Source organism: Bradyrhizobium sp. MI1.11 (assembly GCF_055811255.1).
In genome coordinates this window covers 90,455-106,171 of the sequence record NZ_JBVVPM010000013.1, presented here as the reverse complement: position 1 = coordinate 106,171, position 15,717 = coordinate 90,455, and the positions used below count along the sequence as shown (strand labels likewise).

The 15,717-nt window shown below is 65.0% G+C and carries 14 protein-coding genes and 1 pseudogene; 7 read left to right on the top strand and 8 right to left on the bottom strand.

The window, feature by feature from the left end; all coding sequences use genetic code 11:
* Nucleotides 1–28: 28 nt before the first annotated feature.
* The 3 genes from AC0L30_RS15895 to AC0L30_RS15885 form a co-directional block, all read right to left on the bottom strand.
* On the bottom strand, nucleotides 29–835 hold the full coding sequence (locus tag AC0L30_RS15895) for a WecB/TagA/CpsF family glycosyltransferase (RefSeq protein WP_007597006.1): 807 nt from the start codon (nucleotides 833–835) through the stop codon (nucleotides 29–31).
* A complete protein-coding gene (locus AC0L30_RS15890) occupies nucleotides 828–3,203 on the bottom strand; it encodes an exopolysaccharide transport family protein (protein ID WP_473404674.1) in 2,376 nt (791 codons plus the stop codon). Before AC0L30_RS15890 ends, AC0L30_RS15895 begins: the two co-directional genes overlap by 8 nt.
* A 291-nt stretch (nucleotides 3,204–3,494) precedes the next feature.
* Nucleotides 3,495–4,295 carry a class I SAM-dependent methyltransferase gene (locus tag AC0L30_RS15885; RefSeq protein ID WP_473404673.1) on the bottom strand — a complete coding sequence of 267 codons (801 nt, stop codon included), beginning with the start codon at nucleotides 4,293–4,295 and terminating at the stop codon, nucleotides 3,495–3,497.
* 393 nt (nucleotides 4,296–4,688) lie between these two features.
* Here AC0L30_RS15885 and AC0L30_RS15880 point away from each other — a divergent pair, with 393 nt between their 5' ends.
* Nucleotides 4,689–5,717: a glycosyltransferase family 2 protein gene (locus AC0L30_RS15880; protein WP_473404672.1), complete on the top strand. Its 1,029-nt coding sequence runs from the start codon at nucleotides 4,689–4,691 to the stop codon at nucleotides 5,715–5,717.
* 15 nt (nucleotides 5,718–5,732) lie between these two features.
* Here the strand turns inward: AC0L30_RS15880 and AC0L30_RS15875 are convergent, their stop codons facing one another.
* Entirely contained in the window at nucleotides 5,733–6,719 is a 987-nt protein-coding gene (locus tag AC0L30_RS15875; protein WP_473253576.1) for a glycosyltransferase, read from the bottom strand.
* A gap of 247 nt (nucleotides 6,720–6,966) precedes the next feature.
* Here AC0L30_RS15875 and AC0L30_RS15870 point away from each other — a divergent pair, with 247 nt between their 5' ends.
* From AC0L30_RS15870 to AC0L30_RS15855, 4 genes are all read left to right on the top strand, one after another.
* On the top strand, nucleotides 6,967–8,034 hold the full coding sequence (locus tag AC0L30_RS15870; RefSeq protein WP_473366926.1) for a glycosyltransferase: 1,068 nt from the start codon (nucleotides 6,967–6,969) through the stop codon (nucleotides 8,032–8,034).
* Between the two features lie 40 nt (nucleotides 8,035–8,074).
* Nucleotides 8,075–9,469 (top strand): O-antigen ligase family protein, encoded by a 1,395-nt coding sequence (locus tag AC0L30_RS15865; protein WP_473404671.1) that lies wholly within the window; start codon nucleotides 8,075–8,077, stop codon nucleotides 9,467–9,469.
* A 65-nt stretch (nucleotides 9,470–9,534) separates the two neighbouring features.
* On the top strand, nucleotides 9,535–10,680 hold the full coding sequence (locus AC0L30_RS15860) for a GNAT family N-acetyltransferase (protein ID WP_473404670.1): 1,146 nt from the start codon (nucleotides 9,535–9,537) through the stop codon (nucleotides 10,678–10,680).
* A 75-nt stretch (nucleotides 10,681–10,755) separates the two neighbouring features.
* Nucleotides 10,756–11,640, top strand: coding sequence for a protein-L-isoaspartate O-methyltransferase family protein (locus tag AC0L30_RS15855; protein ID WP_473404669.1), 885 nt, complete (start codon nucleotides 10,756–10,758; stop codon nucleotides 11,638–11,640).
* A 4-nt stretch (nucleotides 11,641–11,644) separates the two neighbouring features.
* Here the strand turns inward: AC0L30_RS15855 and AC0L30_RS15850 are convergent, their stop codons facing one another.
* The 4 genes from AC0L30_RS15850 to AC0L30_RS15835 form a co-directional block, all read right to left on the bottom strand.
* On the bottom strand, nucleotides 11,645–11,779 hold the full coding sequence (locus AC0L30_RS15850) for a hypothetical protein (RefSeq protein WP_354201641.1): 135 nt from the start codon (nucleotides 11,777–11,779) through the stop codon (nucleotides 11,645–11,647).
* A gap of 116 nt (nucleotides 11,780–11,895) precedes the next feature.
* A complete protein-coding gene (gene wrbA / locus AC0L30_RS15845) occupies nucleotides 11,896–12,495 on the bottom strand; it encodes an NAD(P)H:quinone oxidoreductase (RefSeq protein ID WP_473404668.1) in 600 nt (199 codons plus the stop codon).
* Between the two features lie 80 nt (nucleotides 12,496–12,575).
* Nucleotides 12,576–13,274 (bottom strand): pirin family protein, encoded by a 699-nt coding sequence (locus AC0L30_RS15840; RefSeq protein WP_473404667.1) that lies wholly within the window; start codon nucleotides 13,272–13,274, stop codon nucleotides 12,576–12,578.
* 36 nt (nucleotides 13,275–13,310) lie between these two features.
* Nucleotides 13,311–14,063, bottom strand: a complete 753-nt coding sequence (locus AC0L30_RS15835; RefSeq protein ID WP_473404666.1) for an SDR family NAD(P)-dependent oxidoreductase — start codon at nucleotides 14,061–14,063, stop codon at nucleotides 13,311–13,313.
* A gap of 114 nt (nucleotides 14,064–14,177) precedes the next feature.
* Between AC0L30_RS15835 and AC0L30_RS15830 the strand changes: the two genes are divergently transcribed.
* Nucleotides 14,178–15,113 (top strand): LysR family transcriptional regulator, encoded by a 936-nt coding sequence (locus AC0L30_RS15830; protein ID WP_007596993.1) that lies wholly within the window; start codon nucleotides 14,178–14,180, stop codon nucleotides 15,111–15,113.
* Between the two features lie 56 nt (nucleotides 15,114–15,169).
* A pseudogene (locus AC0L30_RS15825) lies at nucleotides 15,170–15,691 on the top strand (REP-associated tyrosine transposase).
* Nucleotides 15,692–15,717 lie beyond the last annotated feature (26 nt).

The following is a 15,717-nucleotide window of genomic DNA, read 5'->3' as shown; positions in this document are numbered from 1 at the left end:
ATAACCGGCGGCGGTCATGTCGTTCTACTCAGCGATTAAGGGGCCGATTGCGGCTGAACAGCAGATAGATCGCGCGAGGATTGGTGGTCAAATAACGCCAGAACAGGCGGCGGGGCTCGAGCAAGGTGCGCCAGGCCCATTCCAGGCCGATCTTCTGCATCCATCGCGGCGCGCGGGCGCGGCTTCCCGACAAGAAGTTGAACAGGCCGCCGGATGTCTTGATGACGCCGACATTGGTGAGATGCGGCGTGAATTCCTCGACGAAAGCCTGCTCGTTTGGCACGCCCAGCGCAACCCAGAGATAATCCGGTGCTAGCGCGTTGATCTCGTCGACCTTCGCGCGCAGTGCATCGCCACGGAGATAGCCGTGGCTGTAGCCGACGATCTTGAGGTTTGGATACATCTTCCGGACGTTCTCGACCGCAGCGGCGTTCTCGTCCTCGCTCGCGCCGAACATGTAGAAGGTGCGGCCGACCGCTTCGGCCTTGCGCGCGACGACGTGAAACAGATCCGTCGTGGCGACGCGCTCGGGCAGCGGAAACCAGGATTGCAGCCTCGACGCCGCCACCAGCGGCTGGCCATCGGCGTTGATGAGGTCGGCGCCGCGGAACAGGCGCTCGGTCTCCGGTTCGGTCGAGCACCGCGCCAGCACCTCGCCGTTGGCCGAGGTCAGGTGCAGCGGACGGCCGATGCGATGGCGCGGATCGGTCGCCTCGATCATGAAATCCGCGGTCGCTTCCAGGTCGAGTGCGGCCATGCGAAGGCCGCCGATGGTGATCCGCGGCACGTCGGCAGTTGCGGTCCGGCCATCGAGATTGATGCGGCGCTCAAGCATATTGTCTGCCTCGTTGGCGAGCTTGGGCCATAGGGGTGAGTTCGTCGAGCACGACGCCGACGAGCTTGCGCTCGGCGCGGCCGAGCGTGCTCAATATCTCTTCGAGGCCGTCGTTGATGTCGAGGCTGGTCGGCAGCACCGCCACCAGCGCGTCGGCATCATCGAGCAGCTTGCGGCTGCCGGTCGTGAGTGGCGCCGCGGGACCGTCGAGGATCACGAGGTCATAACCGCCGGCGGAGCGCGCCTGCTCGATGGCCTTGCGGATGGCGTCAGTGGCCTTGCCCGCGTCGCGTTCGGCGGCCGGCAATACCGAGATGCCGTTGAGTGTCTTGATCTCGCGCGCGGCCTTGCTGCCGATCGAAAGCCATCCAACCTTGCTCGGCTCACTCTTGCCGGGACGGTTGACCTTGTTCGAGAGCGAGTGGGCCTGGTGGTCGGCATCGATCATCAGTACCCGAGCGCCGTCGCGCGCGGCCGCGAGCGCGAAATTCAGCGCGGTCACGCTGCGCCCGGTGGTCTCACTGGCACCGACGAGCGCGATAACAGGCATTGTCTTTCCGCCGACGCGCCGGCCCGCCGTAGCGCGCATGTCGCGCCAGGCGTTGAGCAGCGTCGTCAGGGGAAAGCCGGGGCGCAGCGTCGGCCAGCCTAGCCGGGTGAGGTCGATGCCGCCGCCGGTGGCGAGAATGGCACCGAGCGTGTGGATGACGTCGGCCTCCTGGAGGCGCGCGATCAGCGGCTTTTCGATCAGGGGCTTCTCGACCATCGAGGGTTGGAGCGGCGGAGCAGCGAGTTCCGGCAGCGCCTCCGCGGCTTCCGGGGCTCGCGAGGCCGGGTGGGGCCGGGCGGTCTCCGCCGTTCGCGAAGGCTCTGAAGCTCGCGGAGCTTGCGGCAACGGAGTGCGATTGGGCCGGGCCGGCGCCGGTGCCGGCGCGAATGCGCCGGCGAACAGCAGTTCGGCCGCGACGAACCAGCTCGATGCAGCGATCGCGCCGAAGATGAAGCCGATCATGGCGAACAGGCTCATCGCCGGCGGGAACGAGCGCCGCTGCGGCACCGTCGCTTCGCCGATGATTCGGGCCGCCGAGGTGTTCAGCGTCTCCTGCTCCTCGGTCTCGCGCGAACGCTTGAGGAAGGATTGATAGACGTCACGGCTGGCATCGGCTTCGCGCTCGAGCTCGCGCAAGCGCACGGCGGCCTGGCTGAGCTGGACGCTCTGCCGCTTCTGTGCCTCCAGCGCCCGGCTGAGCGAGGCTTCAAAGTCGCGGGCACGCGTCAAATCGTTCTTGGCGGACTGCGCGAAGCGGTCGATCTCTTCGTTGATGGTGCGCTTGAGATCTTCGACCTGCTTCTCGGTCTGGCGCAGCGCCGGATGACGTGGGCCGAGCTCGCCGGCCTGCTCCGCATATTTCTTGCGCGCATCGGCATATTGCGCGCGCAGGTTCGCGATGGTCGGCGATTGCAGCGCTTCGGAGTTCGCGCCCGCATCTGCCGTGGTGCGCCGGCTCGCCTCAATCTGATCGAGGCGCGCCTGCGCGTCCATGGTCGCGGCGCGGGCGGCGGAAAGCCGCTGGTTGCTGGCGGAAAGCTGCTGGTCGCTGATCAGCGCATCCTGGGTACCGACGAAATTGTTCTGGGCCTTGTAGGTCGCAAGCACGGTCTCGGCGTTGCGCAGCCGCTCGCGCAGCTCCTTCAAGCGGCCGGAGAGATCGTTGGTGGCGCGCCGCGCGGCTGACGCCTGCGAGTTGCGGGATTCCGCGAGGTAGGCACTGGTCAGCGTGTTGGCGAGCATCGCCGCTTTCGCCGGATCGGTCGACCAGACCTCGATGTCGACGATGAAGCTCTTCTCGGTCTTGCGGATCGTGATGTGCCGGTTCAGCGCCTCGAGGGCGGCGAGCTGCACTTCCCTCTTCTCCGTGGCGGAGGGCGCGCGGGGCTGAAGGCCGATCAGACCGAGCAGCGAGGACATCACGCCTTTGCCGTCGGCGCCGCCGCCGAATTCGGGATCCTTGTCCAGATCAGCCTGCTGGATCACCTGGAGCAGCACGCTGTTGGAGGTGATCAGGCGCGCCTGGCTCTCGACCACCATCGACATGCCGGAGACGTCCTGCGCGCGAGGCGTTAGCTCGCGATCGACGAGCTGAAGCTCGCGCGGGTCGACATAGAGTTGGGCGGTGGCGGTGTAGCGGGGCGTCAGGCTCTTGCCCACGGTGACGGCGGCCGTTGCACCGAGCAGCGCGGCAACGGCAATCGCGACCTTCCGCCGCCAGAGCAGATTGACCAGCTCCAGCACGTTGAAGCCAACCCGAGGCCGCTGCTGCGGGGCCTCCGGTCCGGCCCGATCTATCGGCTGGTTATAGTCAAGCATGATCCCCAGCTTTCATTCCAAGTGCCGCGAGCTGAGGGGGTACTCTTCGCTCTACGCCACGCACCTCAGATATAGGTGCCCACTCAACGCAACAGGGAAAATTAACCATACTCATTGAGGGACTATTCACCGAAATGGCAAACAAAGCGTTTAAGCGCATGCCACTCTTCGACGCGTCGCCGTGACGCATGCGATGGCGCGGTCCTTCAGAGATTAACGGTTCGTTACCGCGTGCATCGTGGCCGCGAGGCTTCGCTGGTCTTGCGATCGGCTGCGCGCGCACCATGGCCGTCAGCTTTTCCGCAGGATGACGTGATAATCGCCGCGGCGGACGTCGGTCCCGCGCGGGAGCATGGCGTTGAGCACGGCGGCGCCGGCGTCGACCAGGGCTGCGAACAGCGGCTTGCGCCGGCGGATCTCGGGATAGCGCGGGCTCTCGACCTCACGGCGGTAGATCATCTCGAGGCCATTGGCGGCGGCGAACGCTTCGAGCCTCGGTAGCGACACCAGGGGATGGAAGAAGGTCGGGAACGGCGGCTCGCCCGGCAAGCCGGCATCCTTGATGCCTCGAATGTGCCGGTAGAACCAGACGTGGAACCAGTGCGGCGAGTATTTGGTGACGACCCCGGACAACGAGCGCGGATTGGGCGCGCCGATCAGGATCATCCCGCCGCGCTTGAGCGCATCTCGGAAATTCAGGAGTGCGGCGTCGACGTTGGGAAGATGTTCGATCACGTTGTAGCAGATCACCAGATCGAAGGTCTCGCGCCCGAAGCGGTAGGTCTGGACATCGCCGAGGATCGCTTCGTCCGCGTAGCTGTTGTTGCGGACCTGGTCCTCGTCGATATCGACGACGGTGACCTTGCTGCGGCTCAGCAATTCCGGTGGCAGGACGCTGCACGAGCCGCCTCCGGCTTCGTAGGTGGCGAGCTGGCCCTGCGGCAGTCCGCGGCGCAGTACGTCGTGGACGGCGAGCAAGCTGTCGCGGGCTTCACCGGGGACGAGATCGTGCAGCGCCTGAGTGTGTGCAATGGCCGCGGGAATTTGGACCGTCGTGGCTGTCGCGAAATCGATCGTGGCTGGCTTGTTCATATTTTCTGACCGCGCTTGTTCGACTTAAATTTACAGGAAAAATCTCGTGTGCCCGTAGAGCAAATCCGATACCGCGACGCTTCACCCGTCGCGGTACTTACGATCGGGTTAATGAGCATGTGCGTTAACTACGGTATCGTCCACGCCAGCCGCCATCGGCACGGTGGACCGCGAATTGCAGCATCACTGCGCGCAAGGCTTCGCAGCAGAAACACCCGAAATCAGTTAAGTGCATGGATGGCGGAAAATCGGCGGCGTGGCGCCGTCGCGAGGCTCAAACCGGCCGTTCATTTTGGGACGTGCCTGTCCCGCGGCGATGTGCCGTCGCGGGACGGCGCTGATCCCCGGATCGAAGCAGGGCTTTTTCAATCTATCTCGGACATCTAGAACGTCATGACATTGATCCCGACAGACCTGTCTGCCACGCGTATCTCGGATGCCGTGCGCGATCCCCACCGGGAGATCGCGGCCAGCTCCCGGATTATCGACCTGTCGGTTGGTATCGTCGTCTGCATCCCCTGCTTCCGCCGCCCGCAGCATCTGCGGTCGACGCTGGACTCGCTCGCCAGCCAGCGCACCCCGCGCTCCTTCGCCGTCGTCATGGTCGAGAACGATGCGGTCCGGCGCGAAAGCGCGCCGGTGGCCGCGGAATATCTCGCCGATGGCAGGCTTCAGGGTGTCTGCCTGGTTGAGAAACGGCAAGGCAACGTCCAGGCGATCAACGCCGCGTTCGAGACGGCGCTGGCGCTGTTTCCCGCCGCGACCCGGTTCCTGATGATCGACGACGACGAGATCGCCTCGCCCGATTGGCTCGAGCTGATGGTTCGCACCGCGGAGGCGACCGGCGCCGATCTGGTCGGCGGGCCGGTGCTGCCGGTCTTCGAGGATCGCAGCATGCCCTGGCTTTCGCGCCACCCCGTTTTCTGCCCCGCCTATGATTACAGCGGCGCTGTGCCCCTGATCTACGGCTGCGGCAATTGCCTGATCACGCGTGCGGCGTTCGAGAGGTTCGCCCGTCCGGCCTTCGACCCGCGCTTCAACTTCCTCGGGGGCGGCGACTGCGATTTCTTCGTGCGCTGCCGCAATGCCGGCATGACGTTCCACTGGACGGCGGAGGCAGTCATCACCGAGACGGTGCCGCAAAGCCGCACCAGTTTCGGCTGGATCGTGAAGCGAGGCCTGCGCATCGGCGCGATCAATTATCGTGTGCAGTCCAAGGCCGCGCAGGGCGCCCCGGCGCGAGTGTGGGTGTTTGCGCAGATGCTCGGGAGGTTGCCGTTGTCGCTGGTGCGCGCGGCCGCTCTGCTGAAATCGTCGAAAGCCTTCGTCGCGATGCATCCCGTGATGGTCGCGCTCGGCTCGGCGCTCGCCGCGTTCGGCATCGAGCCGAAACCCTATAAGGCCTCGAAGATCGCGTCCTGACGCCGAGGTCGCGGTCTAAATACCGAAGCAGGCGAGGGCGACCCTAACCGCGGAACGCGGCAGCGATTTGAGCGAGCGGCGCCCGACCATCCCGAGATAGGCGAAGGCCTGGCGATATCTGCCGAAGCGGACCGCTTGCATCGCCGAATACGTGACGAGATGAACCTCGGCGGCCTGGCGCAGCCCGGCTGCCATGCCCGCGGGCAGTCGCGCCATGATCAACCCGTCGTCGAATATTCGTGCGATCGCCGGAAAGAAATCCTGTGGCGTCCGCACCGCCGCGTTCATGGTGTTGGCCGTGTGCAGGCGGTAGTCGAGCAGAAGGTTTGGCGCAAATTCGAATTCGCCGATCGCGGCAAGGCGGCACCAGCAGTGCCAGTCTTCGCAATATCTGAGCGAGACGTCGAAGCCGCCGATAGCGCGGAAGGCCTCTGCACGTGCCAGCGCAATGCCGCCATTGACGATGAAGTTTCCGGCCGCGAGCCGCGCCAGCACGTCGCCGGACGGTTTGCGGCGTCCTTTCAGCAGATCCCGGCGGCCGATCTGCCGTCCCTCGCTGTCGATCGTGTTGTAGTCGCCGTAGACAAGAACCGCTCGCGGCGCGGCACGCGCAGCGGCCAGCAGGGCCGCGACCGCGCCGGGTCGTAGGCGATCGTCGGCATCGAGGAAGAGCAGCCATTGGCTGCTCGCATGCTGTGCGCCGAGATTACGCGCAGCCGATACGCCGGCTGCGCCGTTGATCATCAGGCGCAGTCGCGGGTCACGAATGGCGCGGACGATGGCGGTGGTGTCGTCGGTCGAGCCGTCGTCCACGACGATCACTTCGTTGACCTCGGCCTGCGCCAGTGCGCTGGCGAGGGTTTCGCCGACATAGGCCGCAACATTCTTGGCGGGAATGACGACGGACACCGATGTGGTTGAGCCGACCTGCAGCGGGAGGCGCGCCGCCGGAGCGACGCGCGATGTCGCCGGTAATTCGAGAATTTCTTCCGCGCTGATCAAGATACGGCTCGCCTTTAACGGTCTGTTAACCAGGGCGCTTCTGCGAGTTGGTAATGCGATCGATCGCAACCTTGGCCGTCGCGAATGATACTCGCATTGGGAAAAAAGCGTCGCCACGAAGGCTGCCGCAGTGTTGGTTTCGTCAATTAGCGTTAAGCCGCCGGCATTAAGCCTGTGGCAAATTTGGAAGAGTGCGACAGCCGGTCCCATGCGAGAATGTGCGCCAGACCGCCGCGGATGGACCCCAGTGCCCGCAAAGACATTCGACTACGATCCGGACGATATGGTCCTCAACCTGTTCTACGAGGACAAGGACGATCGCTGGTTTCCCGGCGACCGGCATCTGCGGCGCGTGGCGCGTCGCATGCTGCTCGGCGAGCCGCGCATGAGCGGGCAGCTCCGCGTGTTCCTCAATCTCTGTGCGGGGCTCGATCGGCTCGGTATCCGCTATCGCGTCAACGACTATGGCTACATCGCGCGGCATCCGGGCGAACTCGCCTGCATCATCGGCCGCACCTTCCTGCTCGACAAGTTCGCCTGGAAAAATCCGATCCTGCTCGGCGTTGCCGCCCACAATCATCCGCTCGACGATCCCGACCTGTTCAAGCGCCTGCCGGTCAAGAAGGTCGTGGTGCCCGGCCCGTGGTACGCCGACATGTATCGGCCGCATTGGCCCGACACGGAGGCTTGGCCGATCGGCATCGACACGGATCTCTGGGCACCGTCGCCGACCTCGCAAAAGAGTGTCGACGTCCTGATCTACGACAAGGTGCATTGGGACCGCGATCGCTACGCGGCGGAGCTGATCGAACCCGTCCGCGCCCGGCTCACGAGGGAAGGCCGCTCGTTCACCGAGCTGCGTTACGGCAGCTACAAGGAAGAGGACTATCGGGCCGCGCTCGCGCGATCGCGTGCGATGATCTTCCTCTGCCAGAACGAGAGCCAGGGCATCGCCTATCAGCAGGCATTGTCTTGCGGCGTCCCGGTGCTCGCCTGGGATCCCGGCGGCCCCTGGCGGGACCCCGATTATTATCCGCATCGCGTCCAGTTCGCCCCGGTCTCGTCGGTGCCGTACTGGGACGATCGTTGCGGCGCCAAGTTCGTCGACATCGCCGGGTTCGAGGCGGGCTGGGATGATTTCTGGGCCGGGTGCGCCGCCGATACGTTCGATCCGCGCGGCTTCGTGCTCGACAACCTCACGCTGGAACAGCGCGCGCTTCAATATTACGAAATCGCGCGGAGCATCGTGCGGCCGCAGGCGGTGCCGCAGAGCCCCGTTGGACTGGTTGACGAATGCTTAACAGGGATCGGCTAACTCTTGGAGCTTCCCCCGGCTTCACCACTACTCTCGAGCCATGGATCGCAGCGCCACTGATATGACCGACGTCGAGGCCCGATCGTTCGGCGGCGTCCTGCGCGATGGGCTTGCGGGGATCGACGCCGTGCGGGCGGCGCGCTGCCTCGTCGCAGTCGCAGCCCTGCTCCTGGTGCTGGTGACGCTCGATCCGTTTCCTGACCTGCGCAACGAGGATGTCACCACCGTCGTCGGCGGACGGATGGCGCTCACTTATGTCTCCTGGGGCTTGCTGGCGGCGGTCGCGGTACTGTTGGTCGCCGCAACGGATGCGCCCGCGCTGAAGACGCTGGTGACGCCGCTGCATCTCTGCCTGGTCGGATGGCTGTTGATCAACATCGTCTTCTCCGAGAATCGCGGAGTCTCGATGCAGCGCTTCGTGCTCGCAGCCAGCGTGATGTCGCTCGCGGTGCTTTTGCCGTTGCTGCCGCCGACGCAGCGCAGCTTCAACCTGTGTCTCGGCGGCGCCGCGCTCGTATTGCTTGCGCTCTGCTATCTCGGCGTCTTCCTGGCGCCGCAATACTCGATGCACACCGCACTCGACGTCACCGAGCCGCAGTTGGCCGGCGACTGGCGCGGCAGCTTTGGTCACAAGAACATCGCTTCGCCGGTGATGACCATCCTGATCTATGTCGGCATTTATCTGTCCGGCGTCGGCTCGTTCGTGATGGGCCCGGCCGTCGCCGCGCTGGCCGGAATCTTCCTGATCTTTACCGGCGGCAAGACGTCGTCGGTGCTGTGTCTTGCGATCTACGCGCTCGCCTCGTTGGTCTGCGTCACGCCGAGCCTGTGGCTGAGGCGGATGATCTGCTTCGTGCCGCTGATCGTGATGAACCTGCTGACAGTCGGCAGCGTCCTGAGCCCGGCGCTCGGGGCGATGACGCGGCTGCTTCCGCTCGATCCCACCTTCACCGGCCGTTCTGCCATCTGGGAGTTCGCGCTCGCAGCCGTCGCCGAGAAGCCGACCATTGGTCACGGCTACGCCGCGTTCTGGGACGACGTGACGGCACGGCAGACCGTCCAGGGCGCCGAATGGGCAACGAGCGCCGCGCACAGCCACAACAGCTATCTCGACCTCGCGGTCACCATCGGCCTTCCGGGGTTGTTGCTGGTGATCCTCGTCTTCGTGCTCGCGCCGCTCGGCAATTTCCAGACGGCCCGAACTCACAACCGCAGCGGTGCGTTGGCAAAGCTGTTCCTGACCGTGTGGCTGTTCGGCCTGTACTACGGGGCCACCGAGACCTTCCTGCTCGAACGGCAGAATCCGATCTGGTTCATGTTCGCTGTTGCCGTGGCCGGCCTGCACTTCCTGGCCAGGTTCCAATGCGTCGCGGAAACGGATGACTTGTCGCAGCCGGTGCTGCCGCAGTGGCATCGGCTTAACGATAAGCGGTGAGGTCACTTGTGGCCGCGACAAAACATAATCTATCTGGAAACACCCAGTAATCGCATGTCCCGCGGATGACGATCCTCAGCGTCGAGCAACCAGATGATCTTGTGTCCAGCGCGTCGGGAATCGCGGTCGATTTCGTGCGTGACTGGAAGCAGGCCGCATCGCGCCTGAACGCTGGCCATCGCACTGCATTCCAGCATGGCTATTGGCTTAGCGCCTGGTACGAGGCGTTCCACGATCTCTCGCCGCTGATTGCATTGATCTCCGATGCCACGACTGGCAAGGACATCGCAATGGTGCCGATGATCAGCCATCTCAGGCGCGGCATCCGCATCGTCGAATTCGCCGATCTCGGCGTCTCCGACAACAACGCGCCGATTCTGGCGCTCGATGCCGCGCTGGACGCGGCGGCGGCGGATGCGATCGGCAAGGCGTTGATCGACGCATTGCGCGCATTGCCGGACCGCTTCGATTTGCTGCGCCTGAAGAAGATGCCGGCCCAGATTGGCAGCAACCCGAACCCGCTGGTGTCGCTCGGCCGGATCGGATCCTGCTCGCTCAACGGCAACCTCGTGCTGACCGGCGACGACTATGAAGCCTACCAGGCCTCGATCAAGCGCATGCAGATGCCACGCTGCTGGCGCGTCTTCAGCCGTCACGCCGGCGCGCGATTCGAGATCGCCACCGATGTCGCGCGTGCGCGCGAGCTGCTGGACGTGATGGATGCCCAGCAGCAGGCGCGCATGCGAAAGCTCGGCTCGCGCTTTGTCCTCAACGACGAAACCCATGCGCAGTTCTATCGCGAGGTCGCCCGCCAGGGTGCTGCGGACGGTTACGCCGTCATTTCGGCGCTGGTCTGCGACGAGGCCGTCGTTGCCACCACGCTCGGCGTCAGGTCTGGTGCGACCTATTTCCTGCTGCGCATCAGCCACGCCGGCGATTCCTGGTCGAGCTGCTCGCCGGGGCTGCTCGTGACCGAGCGCACCATGGCGGCGCTGCATGCGGACGGCGTGCGCCGTTTCGACCTCAGCATCGGCAACCAGGACTACAAGCGCCGCTTCGGCGCCGAGCCGGTGCCGCTGACTGATGTCAGCGTCGCGCTGTCCTGGCGCGGCATGCCCTTCGCGTGGCGTGACCATGTCGCGCAGGGCCTGCGCCGTCACCCCAGGCTTGCCGCCTTTGCGGCGCAGGCGATGGGCAAGAGCGCGCGCTGACGCGCTGCCCTGGATTGCAGGGTCACGCGATTATCGCAATCGTTGTGTTATCGTCGCCTGTTTCCCGGAGGCGACATGAAAGATCGTTCGGCAAAATATCGCGCATTCTATGCGCAGTTGATCTGCGCCGCGGCGAGGGCCACAGACCCCCGTATCGAGGAAGCCTATCGCACCGTCAGGCGCGAGCCGTTCGCCGGACCCGGGCCGTGGTCGATCTCGGTTGGCGGACACCCCTATGTCGTGACGCCCGACGATGATCCCGCCTTCCTCTACCAGAACACGCTGCTCGCGCTCGACAGCGCGCGGGGTCTCAATATCGGGATGCCCGGCGCGCACGCCTATTGGCTCAGCGGTTGCGCGGTGAAGGAAGGCGAGACCGTGATCCAGATCGGCGCGGGGAGCGGCTACTACACCGCGATCCTCGCGCATCTCGTCGGCCCCGGCGGCCGCGTCCATGCCTACGAGATCGACGAACGTCTGGCAGGGCTCGCGCGCGAGAATCTGAAGGACATCGACCATGTGGATGTGTGGGATCGTTCGGGCATCGCGTCCGATCTGCCCAGAGCCGACGTGATCTATGTCTGCGCGGGTGCGGCGCAGCCGGCTGCCGAATGGCTCGATGCCTTGCTGCCCGGTGGGCGGCTGGTGTTTCCGCTCGCGCCTGAAGGCATGCTCGGCGGCATGCTGATGATCACGCGCCCGGACGAACGGGCAGCCTGGCCCGCCAAATTCCTCGGGCGTGCCCAATTCATCGGCTGCGCGGGATTGCAGGATGCGGATGCTGCCCGGCGACTGGCGGAGGCGTTCGCAAGGGGATGGGAGGGCGTGCAGTCGTTGCGGAGAGAGGGCGCTCCCGACGAGACGTGCTGGTTCGGCGGTGACGGCTGGTGGCTCTCGACGGCACCGGCGCCTGTCGCGACTGCGCCCATCAAGCCCAACGCGGACATCACGCAGGCCTAGCCGGTCACGCCTTCGTGCAGCCGGCACAATGAAAGCGGCCGCGCGAGGCGCGGAACAGGCTGCGGCAATACCATCGCCGCGCCAGCGCCTGGGCGGGCCTGCGGATCATCTGCGCGATCAACAAGAGTTCGAAAGCCATTCGTATCGCTTTTGGTGAAATATCCCGACCACAGAGATGGGGCGGCATCCCCCGAAGAGAATGCCGCCCAGATCGCACCTGCCATGCAGTGGTTCAGGCGTAAAGCTTAACCGCGCTCAGCCGTGCAGCTTCCTGGCCGTCTCCGCGATCTGGCGGCCCTGATAGCGTGCGCCGGCGAGCTCGTTGGCGCTGGGCTGCCGGCTGCCGTCACCGCCGGTGATCGTGGTGGCGCCGTAAGGTGCGCCGCCGGTGACCTCGTCGAGCTTCATCTGGCCGGAGAAGCCGTAGTTCAGGCCGACCACGACCATGCCGAAATGCAACAAGTTGGTGATGATCGAGAACAGCGTCGTCTCCTGGCCGCCATGCTGGGTCGCGGTCGCCGTGAAGGCGCCGCCGACCTTGCCGTGCAGGGCGCCCTTGGCCCAGAGCCCACCGGCCTGGTCGAGGAAGTTCGCCATCTGCGAGGCCATGCGGCCGAAGCGGGTGCCGGTGCCGACGATGATCGCATCGTAATTGGCGAGGTCCTCGATCGTCGCGACGGGGGCGGTCTGGTCGACCTTGTAATAGGAGGCTTTCGCGACCTCGGCCGGCACCAGCTCGGGCACGCGCTTGATGTCGACGGTGGCGCCGGCTTCACGCGCGCCCTCGGCGACGGCATTGGCCATCGCTTCGATGTGGCCATAGGCGGAATAATAGAGGACGAGAACTTTGGTCATGATGATCTCCGTTGGATGCAGATTTGATGGTGGGTGTCGGGAGCGTCATGCCGGGACAAGCCGGCATGACGAATGCGTTGCTAAGCCGCGTCGACGAGCACGATCTCGGAATCTTCCAGAGCCGTGATCTTCAGCCTGTCTTCGTCGCGGATCGCGGCGCCGTCGCGGGCGTTGACGCGCACGCCGTTGATCTCGACCGACCCCGCCGCGGGCACGAGATAGAGGTGCCGCGACTTGTGCGGCACGTACTCCGCGCTCTCGCCTGCCTTCAGCGTGGTGGCGAGCACCCGCGCATCGGCGCGGATCGGCAACGCGTCGGTGTCTTGCTCGAAGCCGCTCGCGATGGTGACGAGCTTGCCGGGGCGGTCTCCTTTCGGAAACGGCTTCGAGCCCCAGGTCGGCTGCCCCCCGCGCGCGGTCGGCTCGATCCAGATCTGGAAGATGCGTGTCTTGGTCGGCTCGAGATTGTACTCGGAGTGGCGGATGCCGCTGCCGGCGCTCATCACCTGCACGTCGCCCGCTTCGGTGCGTCCCTCGTTGCCGAGGCTGTCCTGGTGGGTGATCGCGCCCTCGCGCACATAGGTGATGATTTCCATGTTGGCGTGGGGATGGGCTGGAAAGCCGGTGTTCGGCGCGATCTCGTCGTCGTTCCACACCCGCAAGGCGCCGTGACCCATGTTGTCGGGGTCATAATGGCTTGCGAAGGAGAAATGATGCTTGGCGTTGAGCCAGCCGTGATCGGCGCCGCCGAGCTTTGCGAAAGGTCTGAGTTCGATCATCTGCGTAATTCCTTGTTTTGGCGGGTGGCGCCTTGATCAGGCGCCGAAACCGCCGTCGACGTTGAGCACCGCGCCGGTGACGAAGGAGGCTTCCGGGCTTGCGAGGAAGACGATTCCGGCGGCGACTTCCTCGGGACGGCCGAAGCGCTGCAGCGCGTGCTGCTTGCGCTGGGTCTCGGCGAACTCGCCGCCGTCCTTCGGATTCATGTCGGTGTCGATCGAGCCGGGCTGCACCACGTTCACGGTGATGCCGCGCGGGCCGAGGTCGCGGGCTGCGCCCTTGGTGTAACCGACCATGGCCGCCTTGGTGGCGACGTAGTCGGCAAGGCCCGGGAACGAGGCGCGGTCGGCAAGCATCGAACCGACGGTGACGATGCGGCCGCCCTCGCCCATCAATTGCGAAGCGGCGCGGATCGCCGCGATCACGCCATGCACGTTGACCGCGTCCTGGCGGGCGAGCGCTTCGGTGTCGGCATTGGCATCGTCGATCGCGCCGCCGCTCGCGACGCCGGCATTGTTGACGAGGATGTCGAGATGGCCGAACTCCTTCGCGACGGCCTTGACGAGCTGCGTCACGTCCTTGGCCGAGGCCTGGTCGGCCTTGAAGGCGCGGGCCTTGACGCCCCGGGCCTTCAACTCGGTGACGACCGCTTCCGCCTTTTCGGGAGAGGCAACGTAGCTGATGGCGACATCAGCGCCTTCATCGGCGAGTGCGCGGGCAGAGGCCGCGCCGATACCGCGCGAGCCGCCGGTGACGAGGGCAACCTTGCCTGAGAGCTTCTTGGTCATTGGATTTCTCCAGCCCTGAATGTCTGATCACCCTTGGATAAGCCTCCGCCTGTGGTATATAAATAGAAACTGTTGAAACGTATTGTTTCCAAAAACATCCCGATCGGACCCGCGATGGCCAAACTTCCCGATTTCGAGGCACTCGCGATTTTCGCAAAAGTCGTGGAATTACGGTCGTTTGCGGGGGCCGCGAGCGAGCTCGCGATGTCCAAGGCGACGGTGTCCAAGGCGGTCACGCGCCTCGAAGAGCGGCTCGGCGCCCGGCTGTTCAACCGCACCTCACGCCGGCTCGCGCTGACCGATGCTGGCCATAAGCTCGCCGAGCGTGCGACGCGCCTGCTGTCCGATGGCGAAGCCGCGGAGAACGAGGCGCTGGCGCAGTCGGTCGCGCCGCGCGGCCTGGTGCGGCTCGCCGTGCCCATGACATTCGGGATCAAGGCGGTGGCGCCGCTGCTGCCGGAGTTCTTCGAAACCTATCCCGAAGTCTCGGTAGACCTGCATCTGAGCGATGCGACCATCGATTTGATCGGCGAGGGCTTTGACATGGCTGTGCGGATCGCGCGGCTGCCGGATTCCTCGTTGATCGCGCGGCGCCTCTTCACCATGCCGCGTTTCACTGTGGCCGCGCCGTCCTATCTGAAGCGCGAGGGACGACCGACGCATCCGATGCATCTGGCCGCGCACAAATGCTTCAGCTACGCCTATCTCTCGACGCCGAACGTCTGGCACTACACCAATGCGGCCGGCGAGCAGGCCAGCGTGCGTCCGGGCGGACAGCTCCGTGCCAACAACGGCGACGCGGTGATGCCGGCGCTGATCGCCGGCCTCGGCATCGCCGACCTTCCAGAATTCATCGTCGGCGACGCCATCTCCTCCGGCGAGGTCGAAGTGATCCTGAAGGACTGGAAGCAGGTCGAAGGCGCCGTGCATCTGGTGACGCCACCCGGCGGCCCGCGCCCCGCACGCGTCGAGGCGCTCGGCGATTTTCTCGCGGCAAAGCTGCCGGGTACGTGCAAACGGCGGGTGAAGAAGAGCGAGCGAACAGCGTAGGTGCCGTAGGGTGGGTAAAGCGAAGCGTGCCCACCAATTCACGCGAGGAATCGCAAGTGCCTCAGTACCGCCGAGCGCAAGGCAACATGTTCTTCTTCACCGTCGTGCTAGCTGATCGGTCAAGTACGCTACTCGTCGACCAGGTTGATCGCCTACGCCAGATTTACCGAACGGTCGTGCAACGCCGGCCGTTCGAGACCGTCGCGATTTGTATCTTGCCTGACCACCTCCATGCGATCTGGGCGTTGCCTTAGGATGACGCCGACTTTTCGTCGCGATGGAATCTGATCAAGGGTGGGTTTGCGCGGCGGCTGGAGGCCGGCGAGCGTTCAATCAGTAAGTCGAGGAAGCGCGAGAAGGGCATCTGGCAGCGCCGCTTCTGGGAGCACTCAATTCGCGACGATGCTGACTTGGAGCGGCACGTTGATTACATACACTTCAATCCCGTGAAGCATGGCCTCGTCGCGCGTGTGCGCGATTGGCCTCACAGCAGCTTCCATCGCTATGTCGAGCAGGGCACCCTTCCCGTGGATTGGGGAGGGGATATGCGGGACGTTGCCAGGCAATTCGGCGAATGATGGTGGGCACGGCGCGCGAAGAGCGC

Bases quoted from the DNA above. Each gene is read 5' to 3' on its own strand.
- AC0L30_RS15895 (WP_007597006.1), bottom strand. From the start codon at position 835: ATGCTTGAGCGCCGCATCAATCTCGATGGCCGGACCGCAACTGCCGAC.
- AC0L30_RS15890 (WP_473404674.1), bottom strand. From the start codon at position 3,203: ATGCTTGACTATAACCAGCCGATAGATCGGGCCGGACCGGAGGCCCCG.
- AC0L30_RS15885 (WP_473404673.1), bottom strand. From the start codon at position 4,295: ATGAACAAGCCAGCCACGATCGATTTCGCGACAGCCACGACGGTCCAA.
- AC0L30_RS15880 (WP_473404672.1), top strand. From the start codon at position 4,689: ATGACATTGATCCCGACAGACCTGTCTGCCACGCGTATCTCGGATGCC.
- AC0L30_RS15865 (WP_473404671.1), top strand. From the start codon at position 8,075: ATGGATCGCAGCGCCACTGATATGACCGACGTCGAGGCCCGATCGTTC.
- AC0L30_RS15860 (WP_473404670.1), top strand. From the start codon at position 9,535: ATGACGATCCTCAGCGTCGAGCAACCAGATGATCTTGTGTCCAGCGCG.
- AC0L30_RS15855 (WP_473404669.1), top strand. From the start codon at position 10,756: ATGAAAGATCGTTCGGCAAAATATCGCGCATTCTATGCGCAGTTGATC.
- AC0L30_RS15850 (WP_354201641.1), bottom strand. From the start codon at position 11,779: ATGGCTTTCGAACTCTTGTTGATCGCGCAGATGATCCGCAGGCCCGCC.
- wrbA (WP_473404668.1), bottom strand. From the start codon at position 12,495: ATGACCAAAGTTCTCGTCCTCTATTATTCCGCCTATGGCCACATCGAA.
- AC0L30_RS15840 (WP_473404667.1), bottom strand. From the start codon at position 13,274: ATGATCGAACTCAGACCTTTCGCAAAGCTCGGCGGCGCCGATCACGGC.
- AC0L30_RS15835 (WP_473404666.1), bottom strand. From the start codon at position 14,063: ATGACCAAGAAGCTCTCAGGCAAGGTTGCCCTCGTCACCGGCGGCTCG.
- AC0L30_RS15830 (WP_007596993.1), top strand. From the start codon at position 14,178: ATGGCCAAACTTCCCGATTTCGAGGCACTCGCGATTTTCGCAAAAGTC.